Raw genomic sequence first — 25956 nt, 5'->3', positions numbered from 1 at the left:
TCAGCCAGCCTATCCTGATAAAAGAAAGCTATAAACGCCCGGATGGTTATGCATCCAGGCGTTTTTTCTGTTTCGGCGTAAGCCTGCAGCCGTGCATTAGTACGCCTGTACACCAGCCTGTAACATGCCGCGCGTGGGTTGGAAATTTTTCTTATACACATATGTAAAATGTATCCTGAAATGATAAAATAAAAATATTGTAAGCGGTAACATAGAAATCCTTAGGGGGATATGTGATGAAAAGAACACCGATGATCCTGCAGCTGGCGTTGATTCTATTCTGCATTATGGCTATTCCTACAGCAGTCCTGACCTGGTACAGCGGGTCACAGATTATACAGAACTCTGAAGCAGCTATCGGGGAATCCACGCTGGCCGGGCTTAATGCTAACCGCAGGCTGAACGAGAACGCGCTGGCCAATCTGGCCCAGGATACGTCACGTCTGGCGGCAACAAATATTTTTGACCGCATCCGCAGCTTCGAAACCTACGATGAAATTAACGCCAACTATAACAATGTAAGTCTGGCGCTGTCCGTGACCAAGGAACTGCTTAACCTTAACCGCCGGGTGGACGGTGTGTACTCTTCATTCTTTGTCCTGGAGGATTCGGATTATGTCTTCTCTACAGACAGCAGCATCACGACGCTTGCCCGCTATGAGCCTATCGGATGGATCACAGAAGCGCTTAAGGGACGCAGGGGGATCAGCGGGGTATGGGTGCCCCGTAAGCTTGCGTCGGGCGAGAACGTGGTATCTTATGTGTACCCGCTCAACCGCTTGTCCACCACCACCCGGGGAGTAATCGTCGTCAATATGAAGGAGAGCCAGATCGGCAAATATCTGCATGCTACCGAGGTGGGGGACAGCAACTACCTGCTGCTGGACGCTGCGGGTACGGTGATCTCTTTCAACGACCGGTCCATGCTGCTCTCCGACAGCCATAAACTGCCATTCTTACAGGAGATTCTGAATCAGGAAGCCAGTGAAGGCTACACCTTCCGCAAGCTGGAGGGCAAACGGACGGTGTATGCCTGGAGTCGATCCTCCTTGTCTGGGTGGTGGAATGTAAGCTGGAGCTCCATGGATGAGCTGATGACCAAATCCAGAGAGATGCAGGGGAATATTATTCTGCTGACGGGGGCGATCATTGTACTGGGGACGCTGCTGGCCATCTTCCTGGCCACCTGGCTGTCCAGGCCCCTGAGGCAACTGGTGCAGACGATACGCTCGAAGATTGATGTGGGCGTAGTGAACAAGAATGAGCTGGCCTTCCTGGATTTGGCTTTCAAACGGATGCAGGAGGAGGAAGAGAGTCTGTTCCAGCTGCTTCAGGAGCGTGAACAGGATACCCGCAGTCTGGCCGTACACCGTCTGCTGCGCGGTGAGATTCCGCCGCGGATCACGGAGGTTTTTCCGCATGCCTGTTACAGAGTGGCAGTGGTCTCCATCGACCAATATAGAAGATACGTGGGACATACCAATGGCGAGACGCGCAGCTATCACTGGTATTTGCTGAGTGCCAAGTATGAGAGTGTTTTCCCTGAGGGGCTGGTAGCCCGCTGTGTCTACCATAATGAGGGCTGTACAGTGATTGTACTGAACTTTGCCCCGGAGGAAGGGGAGGCGCATAGTACTCTGATTCATCAGGCTCTGGAGGAGATCCGCGACCAGTCTCTTGAACTGCTGGAGCATTCGGTCACGATTGGGGTAAGTGAGATGACGGATGCTCCCGAGCGGGTGGCACTGCGGCTGTTCGAAGCGCTGGAGGTGATCAAGCGCAGGATGATCAAGGGGGCCGGAAGCATCATGTACTGGCATGACGAGGAGGATAACAGCCGCAAGTATGTTGACTCTGAGAGCAGTGAGCGGCGAATCCTGAATTTCCTGGATGCCGGCGACCTGGCGGGAATCTTCAAGGAGCTGCAGAGCATCCGCAGCCAGATCTCCGCAGAGGACAATATCTCCTACGATAATATTATGTTCATCTATCATCAGCTGATGGGCGCGACGATCAAGCATCTGCGCGAGAATCACCTCGGGACCGGACGGATGATTATGGGCCGGGGCAACGTATATTCGATTCTCGCCGCCATGGATACGCTGGATGAGCTGGAGGAGTACCTGTATGATTTTTACTGTGAGATTGTACAGAGCTTGGACCGCAGCGCCCATGAGACCAATTATGCGCAGCGGATCATGGAGTATCTGAAGCAGCACTACCGGGAAGAGATCGTCTTCGAGAACATGGCCAAGCAGATAGGCATCAGCTACTCCTATATGCGCAAGCTTGTATATGAACAGACCGGCAGCAGCATGATTGACTTCGTCAACCAGCTAAGGATCGAGCAGGCCAAGGAGCTGCTGCTGGATTCCGGGCTAACGATCAAGCAGATTGCCGCTGAGGTCGGTTACGCCAATGTGCAGAGCTTCAACCGCTTTTTCCGCAAGTATGAAGGCATGCCGCCAAGCGGCTACAAGTCAGCGAAGAGCAAGAGCTCTTAGAAGCTCATAGATGGCCATCAAAGCCCATAGAAAATCATAGAACCCATAGAAACCCATAGAAACCCATAGAAACCCATCGCCGGCGGAACGGCATCTCGTATCAAGGACCGTGTTGTTTCGGCAGGTCTGTGGAAAGTGGTCAGGTGACAGAATGAAAGGGATAAATCCCTCTAATGGAGCCGAAAATGGGCTGGATGTGGAAATGAAAGGGATAAATCCCTCCGATGGAGCCGAAAATGGGCTGGATGTGGAAATGAAAGGGATAAATCCCTCTAATGGAGCCGAAAGTGGGCTGGATGCTGGAATGAAAGGGATAAATCCCTCTAATGGAGCCGAAAGTGGGCTGGATGCTGGAATGAATAGGATAAATCCCTCTGATGGAGCCGAAAGTGGGCTGGATAGGAAAATTAAAGGGATAAATCCCTCTGATAGTGCTGAAAGTGGGCTGGAGGTGGAAATGAAAGGGATAAATTCCTCTGATGGAGCTGGAAGTGGGCTGGAGGTGGAAATGAAAGGGATAAATTCCTCTGATGGAGCTGGAAGTGGGCTGGAGGTGGAAATGAAAGGGATAAATCCCTCTGATGGAGCTGGAAGTGGGCTGGAGGTGGAAATGAAAGGGATAAATCCCTCTGATGGAGCCGAAAGTAGGCTGGATGCTGGAATGAAAGGGATAAATCCCTCTAATGGAGCCGAAAGTGGGCTGGATGCTGGAATGAAAGGGATAAATCCCTCTGATGGAGCCGAAAGTGGGCTGGAGGTGGAAATGAAAGGGATAAATTCCTCTGATGGAGCTGGAAGTTGGCTAAACGAGCGAATGAGGAGCACAAGTGCCCCTGATTTTCAGGAAAGTTGGCTAAACGAGCGAATGAGGAGCACAAGTGCCCCTGAATTCCAGGAAAGTTGGCTAAACGAGCGAATGAGGAGCACAAGTGCCCCTGAATTCCAGGAAAGTTGGCTAAACGAGTAAATGAGGAGCACAAGTGCCCCTGATTTTCAGGAAAGTTGGCTAAACGAGCGAATGAGGAGCACAAGTGCCCCTGATTTTCAGGAAAGTTGGCTAAACGAGCGAATGAGGAGCACAAGTGCACCTGAATTCCAGGAAAGTTGGCTAAACGAGCGAATGAGGAGCAGAAGTGCACCTGAATTCCAGGAAAGTTGGCTAAACGAGCGAATGAGGAGCACAAGTGCCCTTGATTTCCAGGAAAGTTGGCTAAACGAGCGAATGAGGAGCACAAGTGCACCTGAATTCCAGGAAAGTTGGCTAAACGAGCGAATGAGGAGCAGAAGTGCTCCTGAATTCCAGGAAAGTTGCCCAAACGAGTAAATGAAGAGCACAAGTGCTCCTGAAATAGTTGAAGGATACCGTGTTGAGCCACAATAGCTCTCCAATCATTCCCTTATAGCTCTAATTGCTCCCTAATTGCTCCCTAATTGCTCCCTAATTGCTCCCTAATTGCTCCCTAATTGCTCCCTAATTGCTCCCTAATTGCTCCCTAGTTGCTCCCTAATTGCTCCCTCATCGTTTCCCAATAGCCCCTCCCCGCTCTCCGGTCCCTCCCCAATCCCCCCTGGGCCCTTCCCTCATCACGCAATTTTTATCAGGCATATACCTGACCTCCTAAATGAAAGCGCTTTATTATTTTTGGGAATGCCTATCATTTTTGATTATTCTCCTGCGGCTGAGGCCTTCGGCGCCGGGCAACAATCATTTGTGAATCAATTGTGATAGGTGATCATCAATACTCATGATATTCAAGCCTGGGCAAAGACGGTAGCATAGGAACCAGGCCGGAGAATAGGAGCCGGCAGCCGGCAAGAAGAATTCAAGGCAGGAGGTGAATATGTTGAAAGCTGCAAGCGCTTCACAAACGAATCACAGTCCTTTATTAAGAAGAAAACAGGGGTTCGGCTATTATTTACAGCGGGATTGGCAGCTCTATCTGCTGGTGATGCTTCCGCTGGCTTTTGTCATCGTATTCAAATATTTGCCAATGACCGGACTTGTAATCGCCTTCAAGGACTATAAGATTGCCAGAGGCTTCTGGGGCAGTGAATGGGCCGGACTACAGGTCTTCCAGGACCTGTTCGCCAAGCCTGATTTCATCCGGGCCGTCCGCAACACCTTGCTGCTGAACGTGCTTGACCTGTGCTTCAGCTTCACGATGCCGATTGTGCTGGCTCTGCTGCTGAACGAGATCAAGAGCGTACGGTTCAAAAGAATCAATCAGACGGTGCTCTATTTGCCCCACTTCCTGTCCTGGGTCATTATCGGAGCCATCGCCTATCAGCTCCTCAGTGAGGGGGGCGGTGTGGTCAATAACCTCATCGAACTGATGGGAGGCACCCGGATTCCATTCCTGCAGCAGGATACGAATTGGTTCATTAGCTATCTCGTGATCGGGGTCTGGCAGAGCATGGGCTGGGGCACAATTATCTACCTGGCGGCGATGAGCGGGATCAACCCCGAGATGTATGAAGCTGCTACGGTAGACGGGGCGGGCCGCTGGAGAAAGGTATGGAATATCACTCTTCCATCGATCCGGGCAACGATTGTGACGCTCTTGATTATGGCGCTGGGCAAAGTAATGGACGGCTCCTTCGAGCGGATCTATGCGCTGCAAAATAAAGCGACCACGGAGTTCACCACTACCATACCGGTCCTGGTGTACCGCTGGGGGATTGAGAGCGGCAATTTCAGCCGGGCGACCGCCATCGGACTATTCCAGTCCGTCATCGGAATTATTCTGGTCATTTCCGCGGACCGCGTAGCCAAGAAGCTTGGCGAGGATGGGATTTTGTAGAAAGGAGAGGAACCATGAAAGCAATAGCCGGAGGCACTGCCGCACCCCATAAAGCACGTATCGATATCTGGGAAACGCTGATCCGTCTCGTCATTATTATCATCTCACTATTCTGCCTGCTGCCGTTCATTCATGTTGTATCGAAATCGCTGAGCTCTGACTCCTTCGTCATTGCCAATAAAGTCTTTATGTGGCCGCAGGGCTTCACCATTGAAGCATATAAAAAAATCTTCGCGGATGCCAGTATCCTCCGTTCCCTGTACATCTCGGTCATCGTGACTGTGCTGTTCACCATTCTGGGCATGATCCTGACCATCTGCGCCGCCTATCCGCTGTCCCGAACCCAGTTCAAGGGCCGCAGGGTGATCACCTTCATCTTCCTGTTCACCATGTACTTCAGCGGGGGCATCATTCCTGACTATATGAACATCAATAATCTGGGGCTGATGGATACCATCTGGTCACTGGTGCTGCCGCTCTCCTTCAGTGCCTTCAATCTGCTGATTATGAAAACCTCGCTGACCAGCGGGATTCCCGTCAGTCTGGAGGAATCTGCGCGGATCGACGGTGCCGGGCATTTCCGGATTCTGTTCAGCATTGTGCTTCCTTTATCCAAGCCGATTATGGCAACACTTGCCCTTTTCTACGCGGTGGGCCGCTGGAATGCTTATCAGGATGCCTTGTTCTATATCAAGCATGAGACCTCCCTCCGGCCGCTTCAGCTCAAGCTGTATTATCTGGTCATTCAGGCAAGTGAAAGCTTCCAGCTGGAGGCCAGCCAGGTGCAGCTAAGCAATCCGGAAGTCCTGAAGGCGTCAGTCGTTGTATTCGCTACCTTGCCTATCCTCTGTGTGTATCCGTTCGTCCAGAAATACTTCGTTCAAGGTGTTATGCTCGGAGCCGTTAAGGAGTAATCCTGCGTCCCTTGTATATAGTCATTCTTTGGAATTACGAAAATTCAAAAAATGGGGGAATTGCGATGAATAAAAGAAGCGTGTATTCGTTAATGATGGCATCCGTCATGACGGCAGGCCTGCTGGCCGGGTGCTCCGGGGGAAATAACACCAAGGATACGGCAGAATCCAGCAATAAGCCGGCCGGGACAGCCGCGGCTACGAACCAGGCCGAAGGAGCCTATCCTGATTATTCCAAGGGCTTCGAGAAAAAAGTCTCGCTCGACATTCCGGTCTATGAGCGTGCCTATGAAGGCTGGAACGTGTCCGATAACTACTATACCCGCTGGGTGCAGGCGGAGTTCGGCGACAAATATAATATAGAAGTTAATTATGTGCCGATCACCCGCTCCAAAGAAGTAACGGATTTCGAGCAGCTCCTGGCTTCGCACAAGGCTCCGGATATTATTTTCCACTATGATATGCCGCAAGCGCTTACTTATTATGGCGAGGATGTGATGCAGCCGCTCGACTATGCAGAGATCCAGAATTATGCGCCGACCTATTGGAAGAGCATGGGTGAAACAATTGAACAGTACGGTACCGTGGATGATCAGAAGACCTTCTTCTTCGCTGCGCGCCCTGAAGCCGACAACTTCGTCAACATTATCCGCAAGGACTGGGTGGAAAAGGTAGGCATGAAGGTTGAGGATCTGACCTCGCTCGAGAAGTACAACGAGATGCTGGCCAAATGGAAGGAAGCCGGACTCGGCGTAAGCGGCGGCAATCTGCTGCAGAACTTCTTCAACTTCAACTATCCGTTCCGCAAATGGCCGGTGGATGCGAAGTATCGTGCGCTGTATTCCGATCTCAGCGTGGCTGATCTGACTACGGAAGAGACTGAGGCTTACCTGCGTAACCTCAATTACCAGTATAACAATGGCCTGATTGATAAGGAATTCTATCTGCGCAACGATGAACCGAAGATTAAGGCTGAATTCGTGGCAGGCAAAACCGGTAACTTCGGCTTCTATCTGGCGAACAACACGGATGTTTTTGCGGCTACGCTGCAGAATAACCCGGATGCCAAATTTGCGGTCGTGCCTCCGCTTGCGGGAGTACCGGAGGGCAACAAGCCTCAGGGACGCGCTTACTGGCCGTTCGGCTTCATTATGGGAATTAACTATGAATCCACGCCGGAAGAACGCGCAGCCGTGTGGATGTATCTGGAATGGCTCAGCCAGCCGGAGAACCTGTTCAAGTTCCAGAACGGAATCGAAGGGGAGAACTATACGCTTGACGCAGACGGCATAGCGCTGAAGAACCCGGATTATAAGGGCGAAGCGGTGCTGGCACAGAACAATAACAAGGATTACTGGGGGCTGGTGACGGAAATTGCCCAGTACCCGGATGAAGCCAAAACCCGCAAGGCCAACCTGCGCAACTGGGCACCGGCCGGTTATGAGCCGCTGGCTGATGATCTGGTGAAGTATTATGACGAGGTTGCCGAATTCCGTACACCGGATGCCCTGTTCAATGTGGTGCTGGAGAAGGTGAACGAATACAAGGCCGATCTGAACACGCTGTTCCAGGAGCTTTACGTGAAGGTGGTGCTCGCTCCGGAGGCTGAGTTCGATGCTACGTATGAAGCCGCCAAGAAGACGTATCTGGAGGCAGGCTACCAGGAGATTCTCGATGAGAAGCAGGCAGCAATTGATGCAGGCAAATTCCGTTAATCCGGTGTAAGTCTGGTTTAGTATAGCAAAAGAATTACCCGGCAGTATCCTCACCCGGCAGGCTGATCCGTAGCATTACGGAAGCTTGCCGGGTGATTGCTGTGTTCCCCGCTGCTACTCGCGGCTGTTCAGGAAGACATCCTCCGTTACCTGCACCAGGCAGCGTGCTGCCGTGCTGAGTCCGCCGCTGCTCTGGTAGATGAGGCAAGTGGTCCGCTGCGTCTGCTCCAGCTCCTTGATGTGCAGGGAGACCAGTCCCCCGCCGTTCAACAGCTCCGGACGCAAGTAAGAGTTCGGCAGCAGGGCCGCAGCTTTGATCGTCGGCAGCAGGCGGACGATGGCCTCGAAGGAGTCGATCTCCATCCGTACATCGGGATCAACCCCGCAGCGCTGGAACAGATCATCTGTTGTCCGGCGGTACCAGGTTCCCTTGGAGAAAAGAATCATCGGCAGCCGGGAGAGATGCTCCATGGTGAGCCGCGGTGTCAGGGTCAGCGGGTGCTGCTCGGAGACGACCAGCCGGAGCTGGTCCTCGAACAGCGGGATGCAGCGCAGCCCCGGCTCCTGAACCTGGGAGGCGATGATGGCGACATCGCATTTGCCTTCGCTGACAGCGGTGACCATCTCATGAGTCTTCCCGGTGATGAGCTTCAGCTCGGCTGCCGGATATTTCTCTGTGTATGCTTTTACCAGGGGAGGCAGGGTTGTCTGCAGCGTGGTCAGACTGGCCCCCAGCGTCACGAGCTGCGGCTCGCCCTCCTTGAACTTCGATAACGCTTCCAGGAACTTGGAACGCTGCTGCCGCTGCTCCAGCGCATAGGTGTAGGTAAGGCGGCCAACCTCTGTAAGCTCCAGGCGCTTGCCGAAGCGGTTGAACAGGGCGACGCCGAGCCGCTCCTCCAGCTTGGAGATTTTGCGGGAGAGGGCCGGCTGGGACAGGTTGAGCTGGCGCGAGGCCCGGTTCAGGCTGGAGTGCTCCACCACCGCAGCAAAAGCATCTAAATCATCATACATTCATAGTGCTCCTCTCTTCCAAATCCCATACAACTGTGATAAAAGGCATAGCCGATGAGCCAAGGTTCTCCTGATGTGCAGGAAGACAACCCTAAATTGTAAGTTATTAATGAAGCTAAATGAGAATTATTATCATATTAAAAATATTCTTATGCAATTATTGTATAACGATTAATAATTAGATTGCAATTCCCTTATAAGCAAAAAAAGAGTAACATGAAAAGTGACACAAGATATTCACATATTGTGAATTATTCAGCAAAGTCCGGGAAAACAATGGATAGTGGTGCAAACAGACTAATAGCTGGTAAATTAAGCCTGCCGCTGCCCTGTTTCAACTGTACTCCCGGCGGTGTATGCTCTTTAAAAAGACTTGTGAAAACGCTGTTTTATATGGAAAGGGGACACTTTGCATGAGAGGATTTTATTCCAGAAAGATTCATTCCTTGCTCGGCGTTATCCCGCTCGGGGCATTCTTCCTTGAGCACATGCTGACGAACTTCGCAGCAGTAGAGGGTGGCGCTTCTGGTTTCACAGACAGTGTGCTGTGGCTGAACAGCCTGCCGCTGGTCTTCTTCCTGGAATTGTTCGGCATCTGGCTGCCGCTGCTGTACCACGGAGTATACGGCTTGTACATCGCGTACCAGTCGAAGCCGAACCTGAACCGCTACAATCTTGAGCGCAACTGGCGTTATACGCTGCAGCGGATCACCGGAGTCGTCACCTTCATCTTCATTGTCTGGCATCTGTGGGACACCCGCGTCCAGGTAGCACTCGGCAAGGTGGAGCATGATCAGCTTGGCGGAGTGATGCATAACATTGTGACCCAGCCGCTCTTGATGACTCTCTATATTGTCGGAATCGTGGCTGCCTGCTTCCATTTCTCCAACGGTCTATGGTCGTTCCTGATCAGCTGGGGGATCACGGTGGGTCCGCGTTCGCAGAGAGTATCATCCGTACTTTGCCTCGGTATTTTCGTTATCGTTACCTTCATGTTCGTCCTGTCGCTGGTCACCTTCCGTAACGATGAATTCCAAACTGCCGCTACGGCGATGCAGTCCCTGCGCAGTTTTATTTAAGAATACACTGGTGTGTGGAAGCGGTTAACTTATACTGCTGACACCACTTAGGAGCGGATATTCCGCAATACTAGAGCGTATGCTTCCGAAGCGAGTTTTGTACGATGAGGAGTCAGGAAGCAAACGCTCACAAAACTTAAGCCTATGCTTCCGAAGCAAGTTTTGCTGCACAGCTATCTCGAAGAAGCGGATCTTCCGCAAAACTTTTAGGAGGGGAACAATCATGGCATCAGCCGATATCATCATCGTGGGCGGCGGTCTGGCCGGCCTGATGGCTACCATTAAGGCCGCTGAATCCGGCGCGCATGTACATCTATTCTCACTGGTCCCTGTCAAAAGATCACATTCCGTCTGCGCGCAAGGCGGCATCAATGGCGCCGTGAATACCAAGGGCGAGGGCGACTCGCCCTGGGAGCATTTCGACGATACCGTCTACGGCGGCGACTTCCTGGCCAATCAGCCTCCGGTGAAAGCCATGTGCGAAGCGGCACCAGGCATTATTCACCTGATGGACCGGATGGGCGTAATGTTCAACCGCACCCCTGAGGGGTTGCTCGACTTCCGCCGGTTCGGCGGAACAAAGCGCCACCGCACAGCCTTTGCCGGGGCGACTACCGGTCAGCAGCTGCTCTATGCACTGGATGAGCAAGTGCGCCGCTGGGAAGCGGAAGGCCTGGTTACCAAGAGCGAGAACTGGGAATTCCTCTCGGTGATTCTGGATGACGAGCGGGTCTGCCGCGGCATCAGCGCCCAGAATCTCAAGACGATGGAGATCCAGACTTTCCCGGCGGACGCGGTCATTCTGGCCAGCGGCGGTCCGGGGATTATTTTCGGCAAAACGACGAATTCGGTCATCAACACAGGAACCGCAGCAAGCGCCGTGTATCAACAGGGTGTGCATTATGCGAACGGGGAATTCATTCAGATTCACCCGACGGCGATTCCCGGCGATGACAAGCTGCGGCTGATGTCGGAATCGGCGCGCGGTGAAGGCGGACGGATCTGGACCTATAAAGACGGTAAGCCGTGGTACTTCCTAGAAGAGAAATATCCATCGTACGGTAACCTGGTGCCGCGCGATATTGCTACCCGTGAGATTTTCAATGTGTGTGTGGATCAGGGGCTGGGCATTAACGGCGAGAACATGGTCTACCTGGATCTGTCGCATAAGGACCCGAAGGAGCTTGACGTCAAGCTGGGCGGGATTATTGAGATCTACGAGAAGTTCATGGGGGATGATCCCCGCAAAATTCCGATGAAAATCTTCCCGGCGGTGCATTATTCGATGGGCGGCATGTGGGTCGACTATAATCAAATGACGAATATTCCCGGCTTGTTCGCGGCAGGGGAATGTGAATATCAATACCATGGGGCCAACCGTCTTGGAGCGAATTCGCTGGTCTCTGCCATTTATGGCGGAATGGTCTCCGGCCCGAAGGCTGTTGAATACATCAAGGGCCTTAAGAAATCGGTGCAGGATATCTCCTCAACGGTGTTCGACAGCTTCCACAAGACGCAGACCGATAAATATGAGTCGCTGCTCGGGATGACTGGCACAGAGAATGCTTACGTGATCCATAAAGAGCTTGGCGAGTGGATGACGGCGAACATGACCGTGGTGCGTGAGAACAAGAAGCTGGAAGCGACGATCGGCAAAATCAAAGAACTGAAGGAACGCTACAAGAATATCAATATGAGCGACACTTCGCGCTGGAGCAACCAGGGGGTAGCCTTCACCCGCCAGCTTTGGAACATGCTGGAGCTGTCGGAGGCGATGACACTTGGAGCCCTGCTGCGCAACGAGAGCCGGGGCGCGCATTACAAGCCGGAATTCCCGACGCGTAACGATGAGGAATTCCTCAAGACCACCAAAGCCGCCTGGACAGCAGACGGCCCGCTGATCTCCTACGAGGAAGTCGATGTATCGCTGATTCCTCCGCGCGTGCGGGATTACTCGAAGGACTGACCGGTTAGACTAACCAAACTTTCTAGGAGGTAACTGACATGGCGGAAACAGCAGCAGCTCCCAAAAATGTGAAATTTATTATTACCCGCCAGGATGAACCGGAGACCAGCCCCTATACGGAGGAGTTCGAGCTTGCCTACCGTCCGGGGATGAACGTAATCAGTGCGCTGATGGAGATTCAGCGGAATCCGGTGAATGCGAAAGGCGATAATACGGTTCCTGTATGCTGGGAATCCAACTGTCTGGAAGAGGTATGCGGCGCATGCTCCATGGTCATCAACGGCAAGCCCCGTCAGGCGTGCGCAGCGCTGATCGACAATCTGGAGCAGCCGGTGCGCATTGAGCCGATGAAGACCTTCCCGGTCGTGCGCGACCTGGTGATTGACCGCAGCCGGATGTTCAACGCCCTGAAGCGGGTCAAGGCCTGGATTCCGATTGACGGCACGTATGATCTCGGTCCGGGACCGCGTATGCCGGAGAAGAAGCGCCAGTGGGCATACGAGCTGTCCAAATGCATGACCTGCGGCGTCTGCCTGGAGGCTTGCCCGAATGTCAACGAGAAGACCGACTTCATCGGACCGGCAGCCATCTCGCAGGTGCGGCTGTTCAACGCTCACCCGACAGGTGAGATGAACGCTGAAGAGCGGCTGGATGCGCTCATGGAAGACGGCGGCATCGACGGCTGCGGCAACTCGCAGAACTGTGTGCGGGCCTGCCCGAAGGGCATTCCGCTCACAACCTCCATTGCCGAGATCAACAAGCAGACAACCAAGCATATGTTCAAGCGCTGGCTGGGTGTCTGACCATTTTTCAGACCATTCGTCTATAAGCACAATCGTAGCAGGCCATTCAGTGTTATTACTGGGTGGCCTGTTTGGCTGTGCACGGCTGAACAAGAGGTACAGATGTGTTTCTGGGGGGCCGCAAAAAGGGTACATGTGTAGACAACCTGTAATGAAGAGCCTGAAGCTGCATAGAATAGCCATACGTCCGCAGGTTCCGATAAATATAGGTGAATATGTTATAATCTACATAGCTGAAGATAACCGTCTGACAGCGGATAACGGGGAGGAATGACTGTGATTTGCCGTGAACAGGATGGAACGCTTGTAATGACGAAGCAGCATGAGCACGGGCTGCTGGCCGGAGAATTTGCGAAGTGGTTCAAGGAAGAGCATACGCCCGCGGAAGGCCGCCGGGCTGAGGTATTGTGGGCAGTAAGCAACCATGACCGGGGCTGGATTGATCTGGATGAGACACCGTTCTGGAATGATGCGGAGGGGCTGCCTTACAGCTTCCTCGATTTCCCGGTTGTGCCGAAGCTGACCTTTTATAGACGGGGAATCGATGAGGTGGAAGCGGAGACGCCATACGGGGCGCTGCTGTGCAGTTCGCATTTTGAACGGTTAATTGAGGTGTCGGGTGAGGAATGCCCGGAGCTGACACAATATCTGGAGGGTGAAGCGGACCGCCGGGCTCGCATCCACCGGGCGCTGGAGCAGAGCAAGCCGCTTGAAGAAGGCGAGCTGTATTATGACGCCAGACTGCTGCAATTCTGCGACGATCTGTCGCTGTTCCTGGCGCTCAGTAAGCCGGGCAGCGCCGAATCCGAGAAGCACCCCTGGTTCGTAGACGGCTTCTCCGGCAGCGAGGAGTTCAGCTTCACCTCCGGCCGTGCCATTGAGGCGGAGTGGCAGGACAGCGCTACGCTGACCCTGACTCCGTTCCCGTTCACGCAGGAGGTTGAAGTGAGCTTCAAGCAGCGGCGGGTCAGCCGGGCGGACATTAAGGATAAGGGAATTGCCCTCGCCTACCGTGAAGCTCCTGAGGAAGAATGCCGGATCAAGGTAGTTAGCGGACCGGAGGAAGACACACCTGTGAAGTCCGGGAGCAGCCAGCGTGCTGAAGGGTAATCCGACGATATATAATCCACTGCGGACCTAATGGAATAGATTAGAGTTAGAGTACAGAAAGGAGACACTCCCTATGAGCAAAAATCCGTTCGGGGGCTCTCCCGGGCGTACGGTTCCTGCTGCTACGAATGGAGCGGGAATAGGCCCCCCGAAGCCGGAAGGCCGGGGCGGCCGCAAGATGACCCGCCGCCAGTTCCTGGCCCGTGGGGCAGGAGCGGTGGTCGGGGCGGGTCTCCTCGCCGGCGGCTATGCCTGGCAAGGGGAGCCGAACTGGTTAGAGGTGACCCGCCGGGAGCTGCCGCTTGCGGAGCTGCCGTCCGCGTTCGCCGGGACCCGGCTGGTCCATTTCAGCGATGTGCATCTGGGCTTCAATAAGGATGCGAAGGATCTGGCCCGGCTGACGAAGCACATCAAGGATGAACAGCCGGATCTGATCTGCTTCACCGGGGATATCGTGGATAGCTATGCCGAAGATCTGACCGACTCAGTCCCCCTGCTGGCAGAGCTACAGGCCCCGCTTGGAAAGTATGCCATCCTCGGGAATCATGATTATAAGAATACGGAGCTGCTGACCCGTCTGTTGACGGAGGCCGGATTCCGCGTCCTGCGGAACGAGTCTTATCTGATTAAGCAAGGCGGAGCAACGATTGCCGTAGCAGGACTGGATGACATGCTGCACGGTAAGCCGGACCCGGAGGCAGTTGTCCGGGATATTCCAGACGGCATCTTCACGGTGCTGCTAATGCATGAGCCGGATTACGCCGAGGTGGCGGAAGCCTATCCTTTTCACCTTCAGCTCTCAGGTCATAGCCATGGCGGTCAGATTCGTCTGCCGCTGGTCGGCGCGCCGTTCACGCCTTACGGATCTAAGAAATACATAGACGGCTTGTATTATACAGAGAATAAGGCGATGCCGGTGTATGTGAACAGGGGCTTCGGTGAGACAATGATGCCGCTGCGCTTCCTGTGCCGCCCGGAGCTTACCGTGCTGACTCTGCGCCGGGGGTAGCCGGACTGCAAGAGAGGGGCGCCGTAGGCGAGAGAAGAAGAGGGAGAAGTTCATGAGCACTTATGAGATGATCATGGGGATGTCGCTGCAAGGCTCTAGGGTGGAACTGAAGAATATGGCGTCCGGCGACGGAGCGCTGCTGAAGTCGCTGCTCTCCCACCCGGAGGTACAGCCGCATATTCAGCTGCGTCATGCATCGACTTCCCGGCAGGGCGTGCTGGATAAGCTGGTGACCCGGATGCTGCACGGCTATGATCCCGGCGCGCTGCATGCAGGAATCTATATCTTAGGCCAGCCGGAGCTGATCGGATCAGTCTCCCTTCAGAACTGGAACCGGCAGGAAGGCCATGCCGTGCTGGGCTATATGCTGAATCCGTTGTGGTGGGGTCGCGGATATGCGACTGAGGCACTGGGATTGCTGCTGGGCTACGGTTTCAGGGAATTTGGCCTGAAGAGAGTCGAGGGGCGCTGCCGGGGGGATAATTACCGGTCCGCCCAGGTCATGCTGAGGAACGGCCTGACCCTGGAGCGGACCCTGCCGATGGCGGACGGCTCGGGCGATGTAATGAAAGTATTCACATTGTTACACAAATGAAATAATGCCGTTATCAAACTCTAACAGTCAGCGGTTAAACTAAGTACATGACCCCCTTTTGAAAATATAACTGCTGTTGGGACCCGATGATTCGGGTCCATTTTTTTTGGGCGTGTGCGGGCATGGGCTCCTGATGAGAGGGATAAATCCCTTTGGATTGGCCGGAAGTGGTTCTGGACGAGGAGATGAGGAGCATTAGTGCACCTGAATTCGTAGATAGTTGGCTAAATGGCCGAATGAGGAGCATTAGTGCACCTGAATTCGTAGATAGTTGGCTAAATGGCCGAATGAGGAGCATTAGTGCACTTGAATTCGTAGATAAATGGCTAAATGGCTGAATGAAGAGCATTAGTGCACTTGAATTCGTAAATAGTTGGTTAAGTGGCTGAATGAATAGCATTTGTGCCCCTGAATTTGCAGCCACCATACTTGCGGTATCGAACATTGTGTGCTGGCAGTCTCCAAGGGGATTGGGCTATGATAGTGTACATGGATATGATAAGTATAGATGGGGGAGGAAATGAACCTTTGAATGATGTGATTAGATTACTTATGAACCACCGTTCGTTCCGGAACTATAGCGGGCAGGCGGTGGAGCCTTGGAAGCTGAAGACGATTATTGAGGCAGCCCAGGCGGCACCCTCTTGGGTGAACGGCCAGCAGGTATCGATGATTGCGGTACGCAGCGAGGAACGCAGGCAGCAGCTGTCGGCGCTGAGCGGCAACCAGAAGCATGTGGCGGAAGCGCCGGTATTTCTGGTGTTCTGCATGGACTTTCACCGGGCGAAGCTTGCGGCGGAGCTGGAAGGCCAGCCGTTCGAAACGGCTGCGGATGTAGACGCGCTGCTCGTTGGAGCCACGGATGTCGGCATTGCACTAGCGAACGCCGTAGCTGCCGCCGAGTCGCTGGGGCTGGGGATTATCCCCATTGGGGGTGTGCGCCGTAACACGGCAGGAGTAATTGAGCTGCTGCACTTGCCAGAGTATGTATTCCCGGTGGTCGGACTCTGCATTGGCTATCCGGAGGGAGAACAGCCGAAGAGTTCACGCCTGCCTATAGCGGCGGTATACCATGAAGAGGTCTATAACCCAGATCAGCAACACTTGATCGAAGAATATAATGAGAGCCACCGGGAGCTGCTCAAGTCCCAGGGGCTGACGGAGCGGAGCTGGACCAGCATGATTGCCCGCTTCTACGCTCTGAATCCGCAGTATGGGGACTCACAGCGTACGCTGAAGCAGCAGGGCTTCACCTGTGAGAATCTGAATAAGGAATAAGCGCAGCATTAGGTGTACAGCGCAAAAAAGCACCACAGCAGCAGGCAGCGTGACGGGGAGTGTCCCCTTACGCTGCTTGTTTGCGCGGTGCTTGTTGTATGAGGAGGAGCTCTAACGGTAGCGCTTCAAGCCAATAAAAAACCTCGTCTTGCCAGATTTCTTACAAAGCGAGGTTTTTGCATTACACAGCCTATAACGCGACCTTAACCTTCTCGCGCCGCTTGTAATAGACCCAGTATTCGAATCCAATCTCCTTCAGCCGCGCAGCCACCTGATTGCGCTGGTCGGCTACGCGTGCAGGGAGATGGGCATCGGAGCCGAAGCTGACCTCCACGCCGAAGTGCAGGGCCCGCTCCAGAATCTCATCGGAAGGGTACCAGCCGCCGCACAGCTTGGTGCCGCCGGAGGTGTTGATCTCGATGGCCGGACCACATTCGCCGATCACGCGCAAGGCTTCGTCAATTTCCTTGGGAGCAGCGATCTCGGAGAAGGGCGGATAGTTGCCTTTCATGGCATCGATATGGCCGAGAATCTGGAAGATGCCGCTGCGTGCGGATTCCGCAATTAGCCGGTAGTACTCGCTTTTGGAAGCAAGCCTCTGTGCGGGGGCAAGCCCCTTCCAGCGTCCCTGGTTGAAGATACTGACCTCCTCAACATGATGCACAGAGCCGATTACATAATCGAACGGGTAGGCGGCGTAGGTCTTGCGGTACAGCTCCGCATGCTCCGGGAAGAAGTCGGATTCCATGCCGAGCAGGACATCAATGCGGCCTTCGTATTCTTTTTGCAGCGACAATACTTCCTCCACATAGTGGACCAGCTCGGACTTGGCCATGGCAATGCGGGGAAAAGCCTGCTCGGACGGGCTTCCGAAGTAAGGCGAATGATCGGAAATACCGATAACATCCAGCCCCGCCGCTATTCCGGCTTCAACATAATCCCGGATCGTGCCGTCAGCATGGCCGCAGCGGAAATGATGGGTATGCAGGTCGAACTTCATAATGGGAACATCTCCTTAGGCCAATATGGCGAAATAGGGTGCAGGTTACTCTGAGCCGATGAACTGGGTCTCGGGCATTCCCTTAAGATCGCTCAGGAACTGCCTCATCGCAGAGTTGACATACTTGCCGGACTTGGTAATAACACCTACAGGATGGGTAACCTCAAGCTCGATGATCGGGACGATGCGCAGGGTTCCGCTTCTGACCTCGGCAGTGACCGATTGCTTGGAGATGACCGCCGCTCCCAGATCAAGCTCGACCATCCGCTTCACTTCCTCACTGCTGGTCAGCTCCATAATCACCAGCGGCTGAATACCGTGCCTTGCCAGCACCTCATCGACAAATTTCCGGCCGACTGTATCCGGTGAGAGCAGAATGAGCGGGATGGTGCCCAGTGCCTCGATCCCGGCTGTTTTGACCTGGGCCAGCGGATGGCGGGGCGAAACAACCAGTTCGAAAGTATCATAATACAGGACCGAGGTCGTCATTCCCGGATTGCGGCCGATCAGATAGCCGATGCCGACATCCACAATCCCGTTCTCGACCTGCTGGTAGATCTGGGAGGAGGACATGGATGAGATCGAGGTTTTGATATGAGGGAACTGATCCTGGAAATAGGAGAGCACCCGGGGGAGAATCTGGATGGCGATGGAGGTGGTGGTACCGAGAATAATATGCCCTTGGGGATTCTCTTCCAGATCGGCAAGGCGCTGCTTAAGCTCATCTACGATTCCGACAATCTGTTCCGCGTGGGCGAGGAAGACCTTGCCCCTGTCCGTCAGCGTAACCGGCTGGTTCCGGTCAACAAGCTGGGTTTTGAACTCTTCCTCCAGGCTTTTGATCTGGGCCGAGACTGCCGGCTGCGTCAGGTTGAGCAGCTCGCCCGCCTTGCGGAAGCTCATGGTTTTGGAGATGGTGATCAGTGTTTCGAGCTGGCTGATATTCATGGACTGTCCCCCTTATGGCTACCGGATGGTGCCGCCGTATATTTGTACAAACAGGGAAAGCCGCAGCTTTCCGGAGGGCGTATGTGCACATGCAAGCTTTCAGAATTAGAGTCTGCAAGCCGCGGATTCTGACAAAGTAGATAGGTACAAGGGTCGCTGTGAGTGCTGCACTCGGAGGGTGTGACGCCGCAGATCTTACGTTTATTGATTAAATTATAGGAGATTCCTCCCGGGAGGGCAATGTTGAGCTCCAAACTATCTTTAGAAATCATTCGACAAGACCATTAATTTTTGGTGAATAATGCCGATATATGAAGTATAATAAATTTTATTGCTTAGGACTTTTGGTATATGACTAAAGACTGGTCGAGGGGGACAGCACTTTCATGAAAGCAGAAGTAATTAATCCGTTTCTAGAGTCTGCGCGCATTGTAATTGAACAGGTGATCCAAGTCTCGCCGTCCACCGGTATGCTGGGGATTAAGGATATTGAACTGATCGATAATCATATATGGATTCAAGTGGGAATGACAGGTCAGCTCAGCGGGAATATTATCTTCGGGATTGCCGAACCGGTCGCACTTAAGATGGTGTCGGCCATGATGGGCGGTTATGTAATTACGGAGATGGATGAGATGGGCCAGAGCGCCATTTCCGAGCTGGGCAATATGATTAGCGGCAATGCCAGTACTATTCTCTCCAATCAAGGGGTGTCCGTAGACATTACCCCGCCGAAGCTGATGAAGTCGGAGAGCATGTCCATACTGCCACGCAAAGCGCTGAGTATTCCTCTTGTGATGGAAGGGATCGGCGAGCTTGATATTCAGGTTATGATCTCTTAGGCGGATAATCGGGAGTTGAATCTATTCCATGGCATTACAAGGCAAGATTGTGGTAATTACAGGAGCTTCCAGCGGGATTGGCGCGCTTACGGCGCAGATGCTCAGCGGGCACGGGGCGGTTCCCGTTCTGCTGGCCCGGTCCAGGGACAAGCTGCAGGCTGTTGCGGCGGGCATCCAGGGCGAGTATGGGCTGTTCGTCTGTGATGTGACCGATGAGGCGGCAGTGAAGCGTACCTTTGCGGAGATCCTGGAGCAATACGGCAGAATTGACATTCTGCTCAATAATGCCGGTTACGGCAAGTTTGCGGCTTTTACAGAGATGGAGTCTGAAGAGTTCGCCGATATGATGGATGTTAACTATATGGGAATTGTACGCTGCACCAAGGCTGTCGTTCCTCATATGCTTACGCGCGGCAGCGGTCAGATCGTGAATGTGGCTTCCATGGCCGGCAAAATCGGAACCGCACGCTCAGTGTCCTACACGGCCACCAAGCATGCCGTTCTCGGCTTCACCAATGCGCTCCGCCAGGAGCTGCGGAAGAGCGGTATTATTGTCTCGGCTGTGAACCCCGGACCTATCGCCACCGAATTCTTCAAGACCGCCGACCCTTCCGGTAATTATGAACGAAGCGTAAGCCGGATCATGATGACGCCGCAGCATGTGTCCGCGAAGATCGTCAAGCTGATGGACAAGGGTAAAGAGGAAGTGGACCTGCCCGGTCTGGCAGGCTTCGGCATCCGGCTCTATGGGCTGTTCCCGCGGCTTGCAGACAAGCTGACCTATAACCTGATGAACAGAAAATGAATAAATTGTAGTTTCGATGTGTGGCGTGAACGACTTGTCCCCCTTTGGTATACAGGATGGTATGACCGTTTAAATACGGTTCGGACTTAGATTTTATGGCCTTCCATTTGGTGGAGAGGCCTTTTTGGCATATAATGAACATATTATCTTAAGTGAAAAGGATGAAACCCTATTATGAATAAAGCTTCTTTTGCGGCTATCGGCATCCAGGAAGACCTTGCTGCCCGGTTGTCTGAATTCGGCATCACCGAACCATCCCCTGTACAGGAGCAGACGATTCCGCTTCTGCTGGAAGGAAGAGATGTTCTGGCCGCATCCCAGACAGGAACAGGCAAGACACTGGCTTATCTGCTGCCGCTGCTGCAAGGGATTAACCCGGACTCGAAATCGGTGCAAAAGCTGGTGCTGGCGCCAACCCAGGAGCTGGCGATGCAGATTCTCCGTGAAGCGGAGCGCTACGGGGCACACCGGGGCATCCGGGCCATAGGACTGATCGGCGGGGCGGCGATCAAGCGCCAGATTGACAAGCTGCGGGAGCATCCGCATCTGGTGGTAGGCACCCCGGGACGCATACGTGAGCTGATCGGGCTGCGCAAGCTCAAGATGCATGAGGTGAGCACAATTATTCTCGATGAGGCGGATCAGATGTTCCAGCTTAGCGGTGCGGGCGAGGTGACGAAGATCGTCAGCAGCGCGCTGCGTACGCGGCAGCTGGTTATGCTGTCGGCCACGATTGGACCGGAGACCCGTCTGCTGGCGAACCGGGAGATGAAGAGTCCGGCGGAGGTGGGCATCGACCCCGGCATGATGACTGCCCAGAGCCTGGAGCATCACTATGTAGTGTGCGAGGAGCGTAACAAGATTGATATGCTGCGCCGGGTGATCCGCCACTACAAGCCGGACCGTGCCATTGTTTTCGTGAACGCGACGGATGACATCGCCGAAGTAACGGCTAAGCTGAACCACCTGGGCCTTCCGGCCGCAGCGCTGTACGGCGATGCCGACAAGGTGACGCGCGCAAACGTGCTGACCCGCTTCCGGGACGGCAAGCTCAAGGTCCTGGTCGCCAGTGACGTAGCGGCGCGGGGCCTGGACATTGAGAATCTGACGCTTGTCGTCAGCTTCGATCCTGCCTTTGACTCCGAGCACTATGTCCACCGTGCCGGACGGACCGGGCGCATGGGTAAACGCGGCTTATCCGTAACGATCGTTACGGAGCAGCAGACGTTCATCATGCGCAAATTCGCCCGCGAGCTGGATATCCAGCTGGACGAGCGGGAGATGGCCTTCGGCAAGGCGCTGGCGGAAGGCGGACGCGCCGAGCTGCGCAGCGGCGGCACGAAGGAGCGCCGCGAAGGGGCTGAACCGCGCGGCGGCATTGCAGCGCGCACCGGCAAGCCGCAGGTGCGGACCTCTGCGGCTGGAACAGCCGGAGGGACGGGCGGCGACGCGCCGGCAGGCCAGCCAGGCCCAGCGGCTGGCGGCAGTGGCGTTACGGTGCGGCGCGAGCAGCACCGGCCGGGAGTGAGCGCCGGCACGCGCAGCGCGGCGGGGCCGGGGGGCAAGGCCCGCAGCCAGGCGGAGCGGGACAAGAACCGCAAGAATAAAGGAGCCCCGAAATGGCTCAAGAACAAAACCCCGAGAGGTGACGGTCAATGAATACAGCTCCCGTATTGGAAATTACGGGCCTCAGCGGAGGCTACAGCCTGAACAAGCCGGTGCTGCATGATATCGGCCTGCAGGTGCAGCCCGGTGAGATGGTTGGGTTAATCGGACTGAACGGTGCAGGCAAGAGCACCACGATGAAGCATATCCTGGGGCTGATGTCCCCGCATAAGGGTGAGATTACGGTACAAGGGAAGACGCGCAGCAGCGATCCTGAGCGCTACCACAGTGCGCTGTCCTTCGTGCCGGAATCCCCTCTGCTCTATGAGGAAATGACGGTTCGTGAGCATGTGGAATTCACAGCCAGAGCGTATGGCGTGGAGCGCAGTGATTATGAATCACGCACCAGCCAGCTGGCTGCACTCTTCAATATGGAGGACAAGATGGATACCTTGTCCTCCCATCTGTCCAAGGGCATGAAGCAGAAGGTGATGATCATGTGCGCGTTCGTAGCGCGTCCGGCCTTGTATGTAATCGACGAGCCGTTTCTCGGACTCGACCCGCTGGGTATCCGCTCCCTGCTGGATTTCATGCTGGACCTGAAGAAGTCCGGAGCTTCGATTCTGCTCAGCTCGCATATTCTCTCCACGATTGAGAACTATTGTGACCGGTTCATCGTGCTGCACGGCGGTAAGGTGATTGCAGAAGGGACCCTCGCCGAGATGACCGCGAAGGCAGGGCGGCAGGGCTTGAATTTGGAGCAGCTGTTCTACGAGCTGGTTCAAGGAGGGAAATGATATGGATTTGAAGGAGCTGCGCCGGCAGCGGCGTAGCCGGTTCACGGGAAGCCTGGTCCCTTATATGGGATATATCATTCAGAGCGGTGTTGCCATGGTGTTCCTGCTGGTGCTGATTATCTTCTCCGCCTGGTACACAGCGCTGCTGCGCGATATTCCGACTGGCATACCGATCCGCTGGATTATGTTCGTCCTGTTGGTGCCTGCGGCGGTACACAGCAGCTTCCGGACGTATCTGCAGACCCCGGATACAATCTTCCTGCTGCCGCAGGGCCACCGGATGAGAGAGTATTTCGCCCCGTCCTGGGTTAGCGGCAATGTGTGGAAGATTCTGCGACTAGCCTTTATCCTCATTACATTATGGCCGCTGTACATACGCACCGACGAGTCACCCCGGGGTCTGCTGGCTACCCTGCTGGTGCTGATTCTGGTCAAGCTGTTATCCAGCTACGGGTTATGGCGGGAGACAGCGATGCTCTCCCGCCCCGCTGCGGCAGGCTATAACCTGCTGCGCTGGGCAGCCGGCGGTCTAATGGTTGGGGCATGGCTATGGCAGCCGTCCATGCGCGCTCTGATCTTCATCCTGATTCTGGCCGCAGCCTATGTGGCCGCACTGGCTGTTCCCGGACGGCATGCTGTTCCGTGGGAACGCCTGATCACTATGGAGAAGAACCAGGGAACCCGGGCGCTGATGGTCCTCGGCTGGTTCGTCGATGTTCCGGGACGCGAGCAGCGGGTCTATGCCCGCCGTTATCTGTCGCGTTGGGGCAGCGGGCTCAGCTGGCAGCGGGATTCCGCCTACCGGTTCCTCCTGACCAAAAGCTTTGCCCGTGGTGACGTCTTCGGCATCGTCCTGCGGATGGCGGTGCTGGACCTGTTCCTGGTGTGGATGATGAAGGACAGCTATCTCGGCAGCGGCATCTATGTATTCTTCCTCTTCCTGATGGGCATTCAGCTGACGGCGCTGCGCAAGCTGCACAGCGAATCGTTCTGGCTGACCGTCTACCCGCTGCCGGAGGGCAGCAAGGGCAAGGGAACGATCCAGTTTGTCTTCCGGGCCCATCTGGTCCTGGCGCTGCTGACCGGATTGCCGCTCCTGCTTCAGGCCGGGCAGCGGCCGCTGGAAGTACTGTCTACCTTCGCCTGCGGATTCCTGCTCGCGTATCTGTTCAAGGTAAGCTCCACCCGCAAGGAAGCGCGTGCGGATGAAGACGACCTGTAGAACGGATTGCAGCAGCAGACAAGGCGTCACCCGCAAGCGGGTGTGCTTATAACAAATGGCCTCAGGCTCTCACGAATGCGGAGTCTGAGGCCATTTTCAGAAGAAAAGAATGTATAATAGGGAATTCCCTCTTCATCTCAGGTGGTGCAGGGAATGCTATAACACGTGGATCGGAGAGAGCGCGCAGCTCCCTCCAGGGGACTCACTCCCTGTTAGACAAAGAGTGAACGGCTGATGATGACCAGCAGGATAAAGAGAACCAGAATGGCTCCAGTGCTTGTGAACCCGCCGCCGTATCCGTATCCGCCTCTAACTTCTTCGCTCATTGTTCATTCCCCTTTCGCGTGTGAGTGTGTTGTACTTGAGTACATCGTATTGTATGTGCGGAGGGCAGAACGTGTATAGGCCAATGCCGTAGCACCGGGCAAAAAAAATCAGCCCCGTAATTCCGGGGCTGATGAACGTATTCAAAGGCTGCTGTATATCAGACCTTCTCCAAATCACGGATGCCTGCATAGACGAGATCGAACAGATCCTCCAGCTGATCCTCCTCGATACAGGAGAAGGCAATGCGCAGGTCGCTCTCGCCAAGGGCGATGGTGCCCAGGCCGTAGGTGTGAATCAGGTGAAGCCGCAGATCTTCCGCAGAGACGGTAAAGAGCTTCAGGCACATGAAGTACCCGGAGTTGAACGGATAATAGGTCCACACATCATCGCCGTATTTACCGCTGTCCAGCAGCGCCTTCACTTTGTTGGCCCGGCCTTTCATGATCTGGAACTTCTCTTCCTTCTGTGCAGCGAATTCCGGTGCCTTCAACGCGTCGAGCACGAAGGTCTGCGACGGATGTGCGCCGCTGGAGATGGTAGCCCGGATAATACCGAGGGTTTTTTGTTCCAGCGCTGCCAGCAGCTCCTTGTCCTCCGAAGCATAGGTGATGAAGCCGACGCGGAAGCCCCAGACGAATTCTTCCTTGGTAGCTCCGTCAATCTTGACCGCCAGCACGCGCGGATGCAGGTTCGCCAGCTTGCCGAACAGGGATTCCTTGAGCGAATCCTCGAAAAAGAGTCCGAAATAAGCATCATCGCTGACCACTACCACATTAACGCCTGCTTCGGCGGCACGCAGGATAGCGGCAACAATAGCCTCGCCTTCTGCAAGGCCGGGCGTATATCCGGTTGGATTATTCGGGAAGTTAAGCAGGACGATGGCTTTGCCGCGGTCCTTCTGGGCCAGCAGGGCATCCAGCAGCCCTTCGCTGTTGAAGCTCATGTCCTCCGTGAAGAGCGGGTAATTCACGGTTTCGGTCAGCCGGCGGATGCCGAAGGTCAGCTCGTAGTTCTCCCAGTTTTTGTCCGGATAAATGACGACATCCCCTTGCTCTGCGAACAGATCGGCAACGATGCTAAGCCCGTGGGTCAGCGCATTCGTGACGATTGGATTACTGAAAGACTTGCCTTCAAGCGACGGATTCTCACGCAGCATCTTCTCCCGCCAGACGGCGCGAAGCTCCGGCTTGCCTGCTGGAGGCGCATAGCCGTACAGGTCTTTGGGACTGTAGGCGGAGAGTTTATCCTGGATTACGCCAAGGTGCATCGGCAACCCGTTCTCGGTAGCAATCCCGATAGTGGCGTTATACTTTTTAGCATGAGCCGTTGCCTCTGCGGATTGGCTCAGAATCCCCTCTTTGGGAAAATAGATCGCTTTACCGAGACTCGAGAGCATATCGTATACATGTTCATTGCCTGCCTTGATGCTGTCATTCAATTGTCCAGCCAGTGGATTCATCAGTTTCATCCTTCCGGTATTCTTCTGGGATATATACGTTAACATTGCCTAACATTATAACACCGTGGATTGCCGCCGTCACTGAGTAATGCGGTGATTTGATAAATAGTTTTGGAATCCGGCGGCGGTCTGCTTCATTGCGTCATGCGGAAGATGTACAAAC

General features: G+C 54.5%; 22 protein-coding genes. 17 read left to right on the top strand and 5 right to left on the bottom strand.

Going from position 1 to position 25956, the window contains the following annotated elements; translation table 11 throughout:
• Positions 1-236 precede the first annotated feature (236 nt).
• The 5 genes from NYE24_RS13765 to NYE24_RS13745 all read left to right on the top strand — a co-directional run bounded on the left by NYE24_RS13765 (position 237) and on the right by NYE24_RS13745 (position 7934).
• Positions 237-2504 carry an AraC family transcriptional regulator gene (locus NYE24_RS13765; protein WP_076162298.1) on the top strand — a complete coding sequence of 756 codons (2268 nt, stop codon included), beginning with the start codon at positions 237-239 and terminating at the stop codon, positions 2502-2504.
• Between the two features lie 151 nt (positions 2505-2655).
• Positions 2656-3471, top strand: a complete 816-nt coding sequence (locus NYE24_RS13760) for a hypothetical protein (protein WP_342478905.1) — start codon at positions 2656-2658, stop codon at positions 3469-3471.
• Between the two features lie 874 nt (positions 3472-4345).
• Entirely contained in the window at positions 4346-5305 is a 960-nt protein-coding gene (locus tag NYE24_RS13755; RefSeq protein ID WP_342478904.1) for an ABC transporter permease subunit, read from the top strand.
• Positions 5306-5319: 14 nt separating this feature from the next.
• Positions 5320-6219: a carbohydrate ABC transporter permease gene (locus NYE24_RS13750; RefSeq protein ID WP_051494079.1), complete on the top strand. Its 900-nt coding sequence runs from the start codon at positions 5320-5322 to the stop codon at positions 6217-6219.
• Positions 6220-6284: 65 nt separating this feature from the next.
• Positions 6285-7934 carry an ABC transporter substrate-binding protein gene (locus tag NYE24_RS13745; protein ID WP_036701598.1) on the top strand — a complete coding sequence of 550 codons (1650 nt, stop codon included), beginning with the start codon at positions 6285-6287 and terminating at the stop codon, positions 7932-7934.
• Between the two features lie 114 nt (positions 7935-8048).
• On the opposite strand, the gene NYE24_RS13740 is transcribed toward NYE24_RS13745, so the two are convergent.
• Positions 8049-8948: a LysR family transcriptional regulator gene (locus NYE24_RS13740; protein WP_036701597.1), complete on the bottom strand. Its 900-nt coding sequence runs from the start codon at positions 8946-8948 to the stop codon at positions 8049-8051.
• A gap of 413 nt (positions 8949-9361) precedes the next feature.
• On the opposite strand from NYE24_RS13740, the gene NYE24_RS13735 reads away from it, so the two are divergent.
• The 7 genes from NYE24_RS13735 to NYE24_RS13705 all read left to right on the top strand — a co-directional run bounded on the left by NYE24_RS13735 (position 9362) and on the right by NYE24_RS13705 (position 16788).
• Positions 9362-10027: a succinate dehydrogenase cytochrome b558 subunit gene (locus tag NYE24_RS13735; RefSeq protein ID WP_036701595.1), complete on the top strand. Its 666-nt coding sequence runs from the start codon at positions 9362-9364 to the stop codon at positions 10025-10027.
• Positions 10028-10250: 223 nt separating this feature from the next.
• Positions 10251-11993: a succinate dehydrogenase flavoprotein subunit gene (gene sdhA, locus NYE24_RS13730; protein ID WP_342478903.1), complete on the top strand. Its 1743-nt coding sequence runs from the start codon at positions 10251-10253 to the stop codon at positions 11991-11993.
• 38 nt (positions 11994-12031) lie between these two features.
• Complete coding sequence (gene sdhB / locus NYE24_RS13725; protein WP_036701591.1) at positions 12032-12796, top strand: succinate dehydrogenase iron-sulfur subunit; 765 nt, start codon at positions 12032-12034, stop codon at positions 12794-12796.
• Positions 12797-13072: 276 nt separating this feature from the next.
• Positions 13073-13906 carry a DUF3891 family protein gene (locus NYE24_RS13720; protein ID WP_342478902.1) on the top strand — a complete coding sequence of 278 codons (834 nt, stop codon included), beginning with the start codon at positions 13073-13075 and terminating at the stop codon, positions 13904-13906.
• Between the two features lie 73 nt (positions 13907-13979).
• The gene (locus tag NYE24_RS13715) at positions 13980-14915 is read left to right on the top strand and encodes a metallophosphoesterase (protein ID WP_342478901.1); all 936 of its coding nucleotides are present in this window, start codon (positions 13980-13982) and stop codon (positions 14913-14915) included.
• Positions 14916-14967: 52 nt separating this feature from the next.
• On the top strand, positions 14968-15510 hold the full coding sequence (locus NYE24_RS13710) for a GNAT family N-acetyltransferase (protein ID WP_342478900.1): 543 nt from the start codon (positions 14968-14970) through the stop codon (positions 15508-15510).
• A 537-nt stretch (positions 15511-16047) separates the two neighbouring features.
• Positions 16048-16788 (top strand): NADPH-dependent oxidoreductase, encoded by a 741-nt coding sequence (locus NYE24_RS13705; RefSeq protein ID WP_342479238.1) that lies wholly within the window; start codon positions 16048-16050, stop codon positions 16786-16788.
• A gap of 190 nt (positions 16789-16978) precedes the next feature.
• Here NYE24_RS13705 and NYE24_RS13700 read toward each other — a convergent pair whose 3' ends face one another.
• A complete protein-coding gene (locus tag NYE24_RS13700; protein WP_342478899.1) occupies positions 16979-17788 on the bottom strand; it encodes a histidinol-phosphatase in 810 nt (269 codons plus the stop codon).
• 45 nt (positions 17789-17833) lie between these two features.
• Positions 17834-18736, bottom strand: a complete 903-nt coding sequence (locus NYE24_RS13695) for a LysR family transcriptional regulator (RefSeq protein WP_036701586.1) — start codon at positions 18734-18736, stop codon at positions 17834-17836.
• A gap of 386 nt (positions 18737-19122) precedes the next feature.
• Between NYE24_RS13695 and NYE24_RS13690 the strand changes: the two genes are divergently transcribed.
• The 5 genes from NYE24_RS13690 to NYE24_RS13670 all read left to right on the top strand — a co-directional run bounded on the left by NYE24_RS13690 (position 19123) and on the right by NYE24_RS13670 (position 24007).
• A complete protein-coding gene (locus tag NYE24_RS13690; RefSeq protein ID WP_036701585.1) occupies positions 19123-19578 on the top strand; it encodes a chemotaxis protein CheX in 456 nt (151 codons plus the stop codon).
• 28 nt (positions 19579-19606) lie between these two features.
• The gene (locus tag NYE24_RS13685) at positions 19607-20383 is read left to right on the top strand and encodes an SDR family oxidoreductase (protein WP_342478898.1); all 777 of its coding nucleotides are present in this window, start codon (positions 19607-19609) and stop codon (positions 20381-20383) included.
• A gap of 174 nt (positions 20384-20557) precedes the next feature.
• Positions 20558-22042 (top strand): DEAD/DEAH box helicase, encoded by a 1485-nt coding sequence (locus tag NYE24_RS13680; RefSeq protein ID WP_342478897.1) that lies wholly within the window; start codon positions 20558-20560, stop codon positions 22040-22042.
• Positions 22039-22785: an ABC transporter ATP-binding protein gene (locus tag NYE24_RS13675; RefSeq protein ID WP_342478896.1), complete on the top strand. Its 747-nt coding sequence runs from the start codon at positions 22039-22041 to the stop codon at positions 22783-22785. The genes NYE24_RS13680 and NYE24_RS13675 overlap by 4 nt, the downstream gene beginning before the upstream one ends.
• A 1-nt stretch (position 22786) precedes the next feature.
• Positions 22787-24007 (top strand): ABC transporter permease, encoded by a 1221-nt coding sequence (locus NYE24_RS13670; protein ID WP_342478895.1) that lies wholly within the window; start codon positions 22787-22789, stop codon positions 24005-24007.
• Positions 24008-24219: 212 nt separating this feature from the next.
• Here the strand turns inward: NYE24_RS13670 and NYE24_RS13665 are convergent, their stop codons facing one another.
• Positions 24220-24333: a YjcZ family sporulation protein gene (locus NYE24_RS13665; RefSeq protein ID WP_209875980.1), complete on the bottom strand. Its 114-nt coding sequence runs from the start codon at positions 24331-24333 to the stop codon at positions 24220-24222.
• 158 nt (positions 24334-24491) lie between these two features.
• A complete protein-coding gene (locus tag NYE24_RS13660; protein WP_036701574.1) occupies positions 24492-25793 on the bottom strand; it encodes an aminotransferase class I/II-fold pyridoxal phosphate-dependent enzyme in 1302 nt (433 codons plus the stop codon).
• Positions 25794-25956 lie beyond the last annotated feature (163 nt).

Origin of the sequence: Paenibacillus sp. FSL H7-0350 (assembly GCF_038593195.1) — a bacterium.
Classification (GTDB): domain Bacteria; phylum Bacillota; class Bacilli; order Paenibacillales; family Paenibacillaceae; genus Paenibacillus_AQ.
The sequence above is the reverse complement of the archived record's forward strand: the minus strand, read 5'-3'. Positions and strand labels throughout refer to the sequence as shown.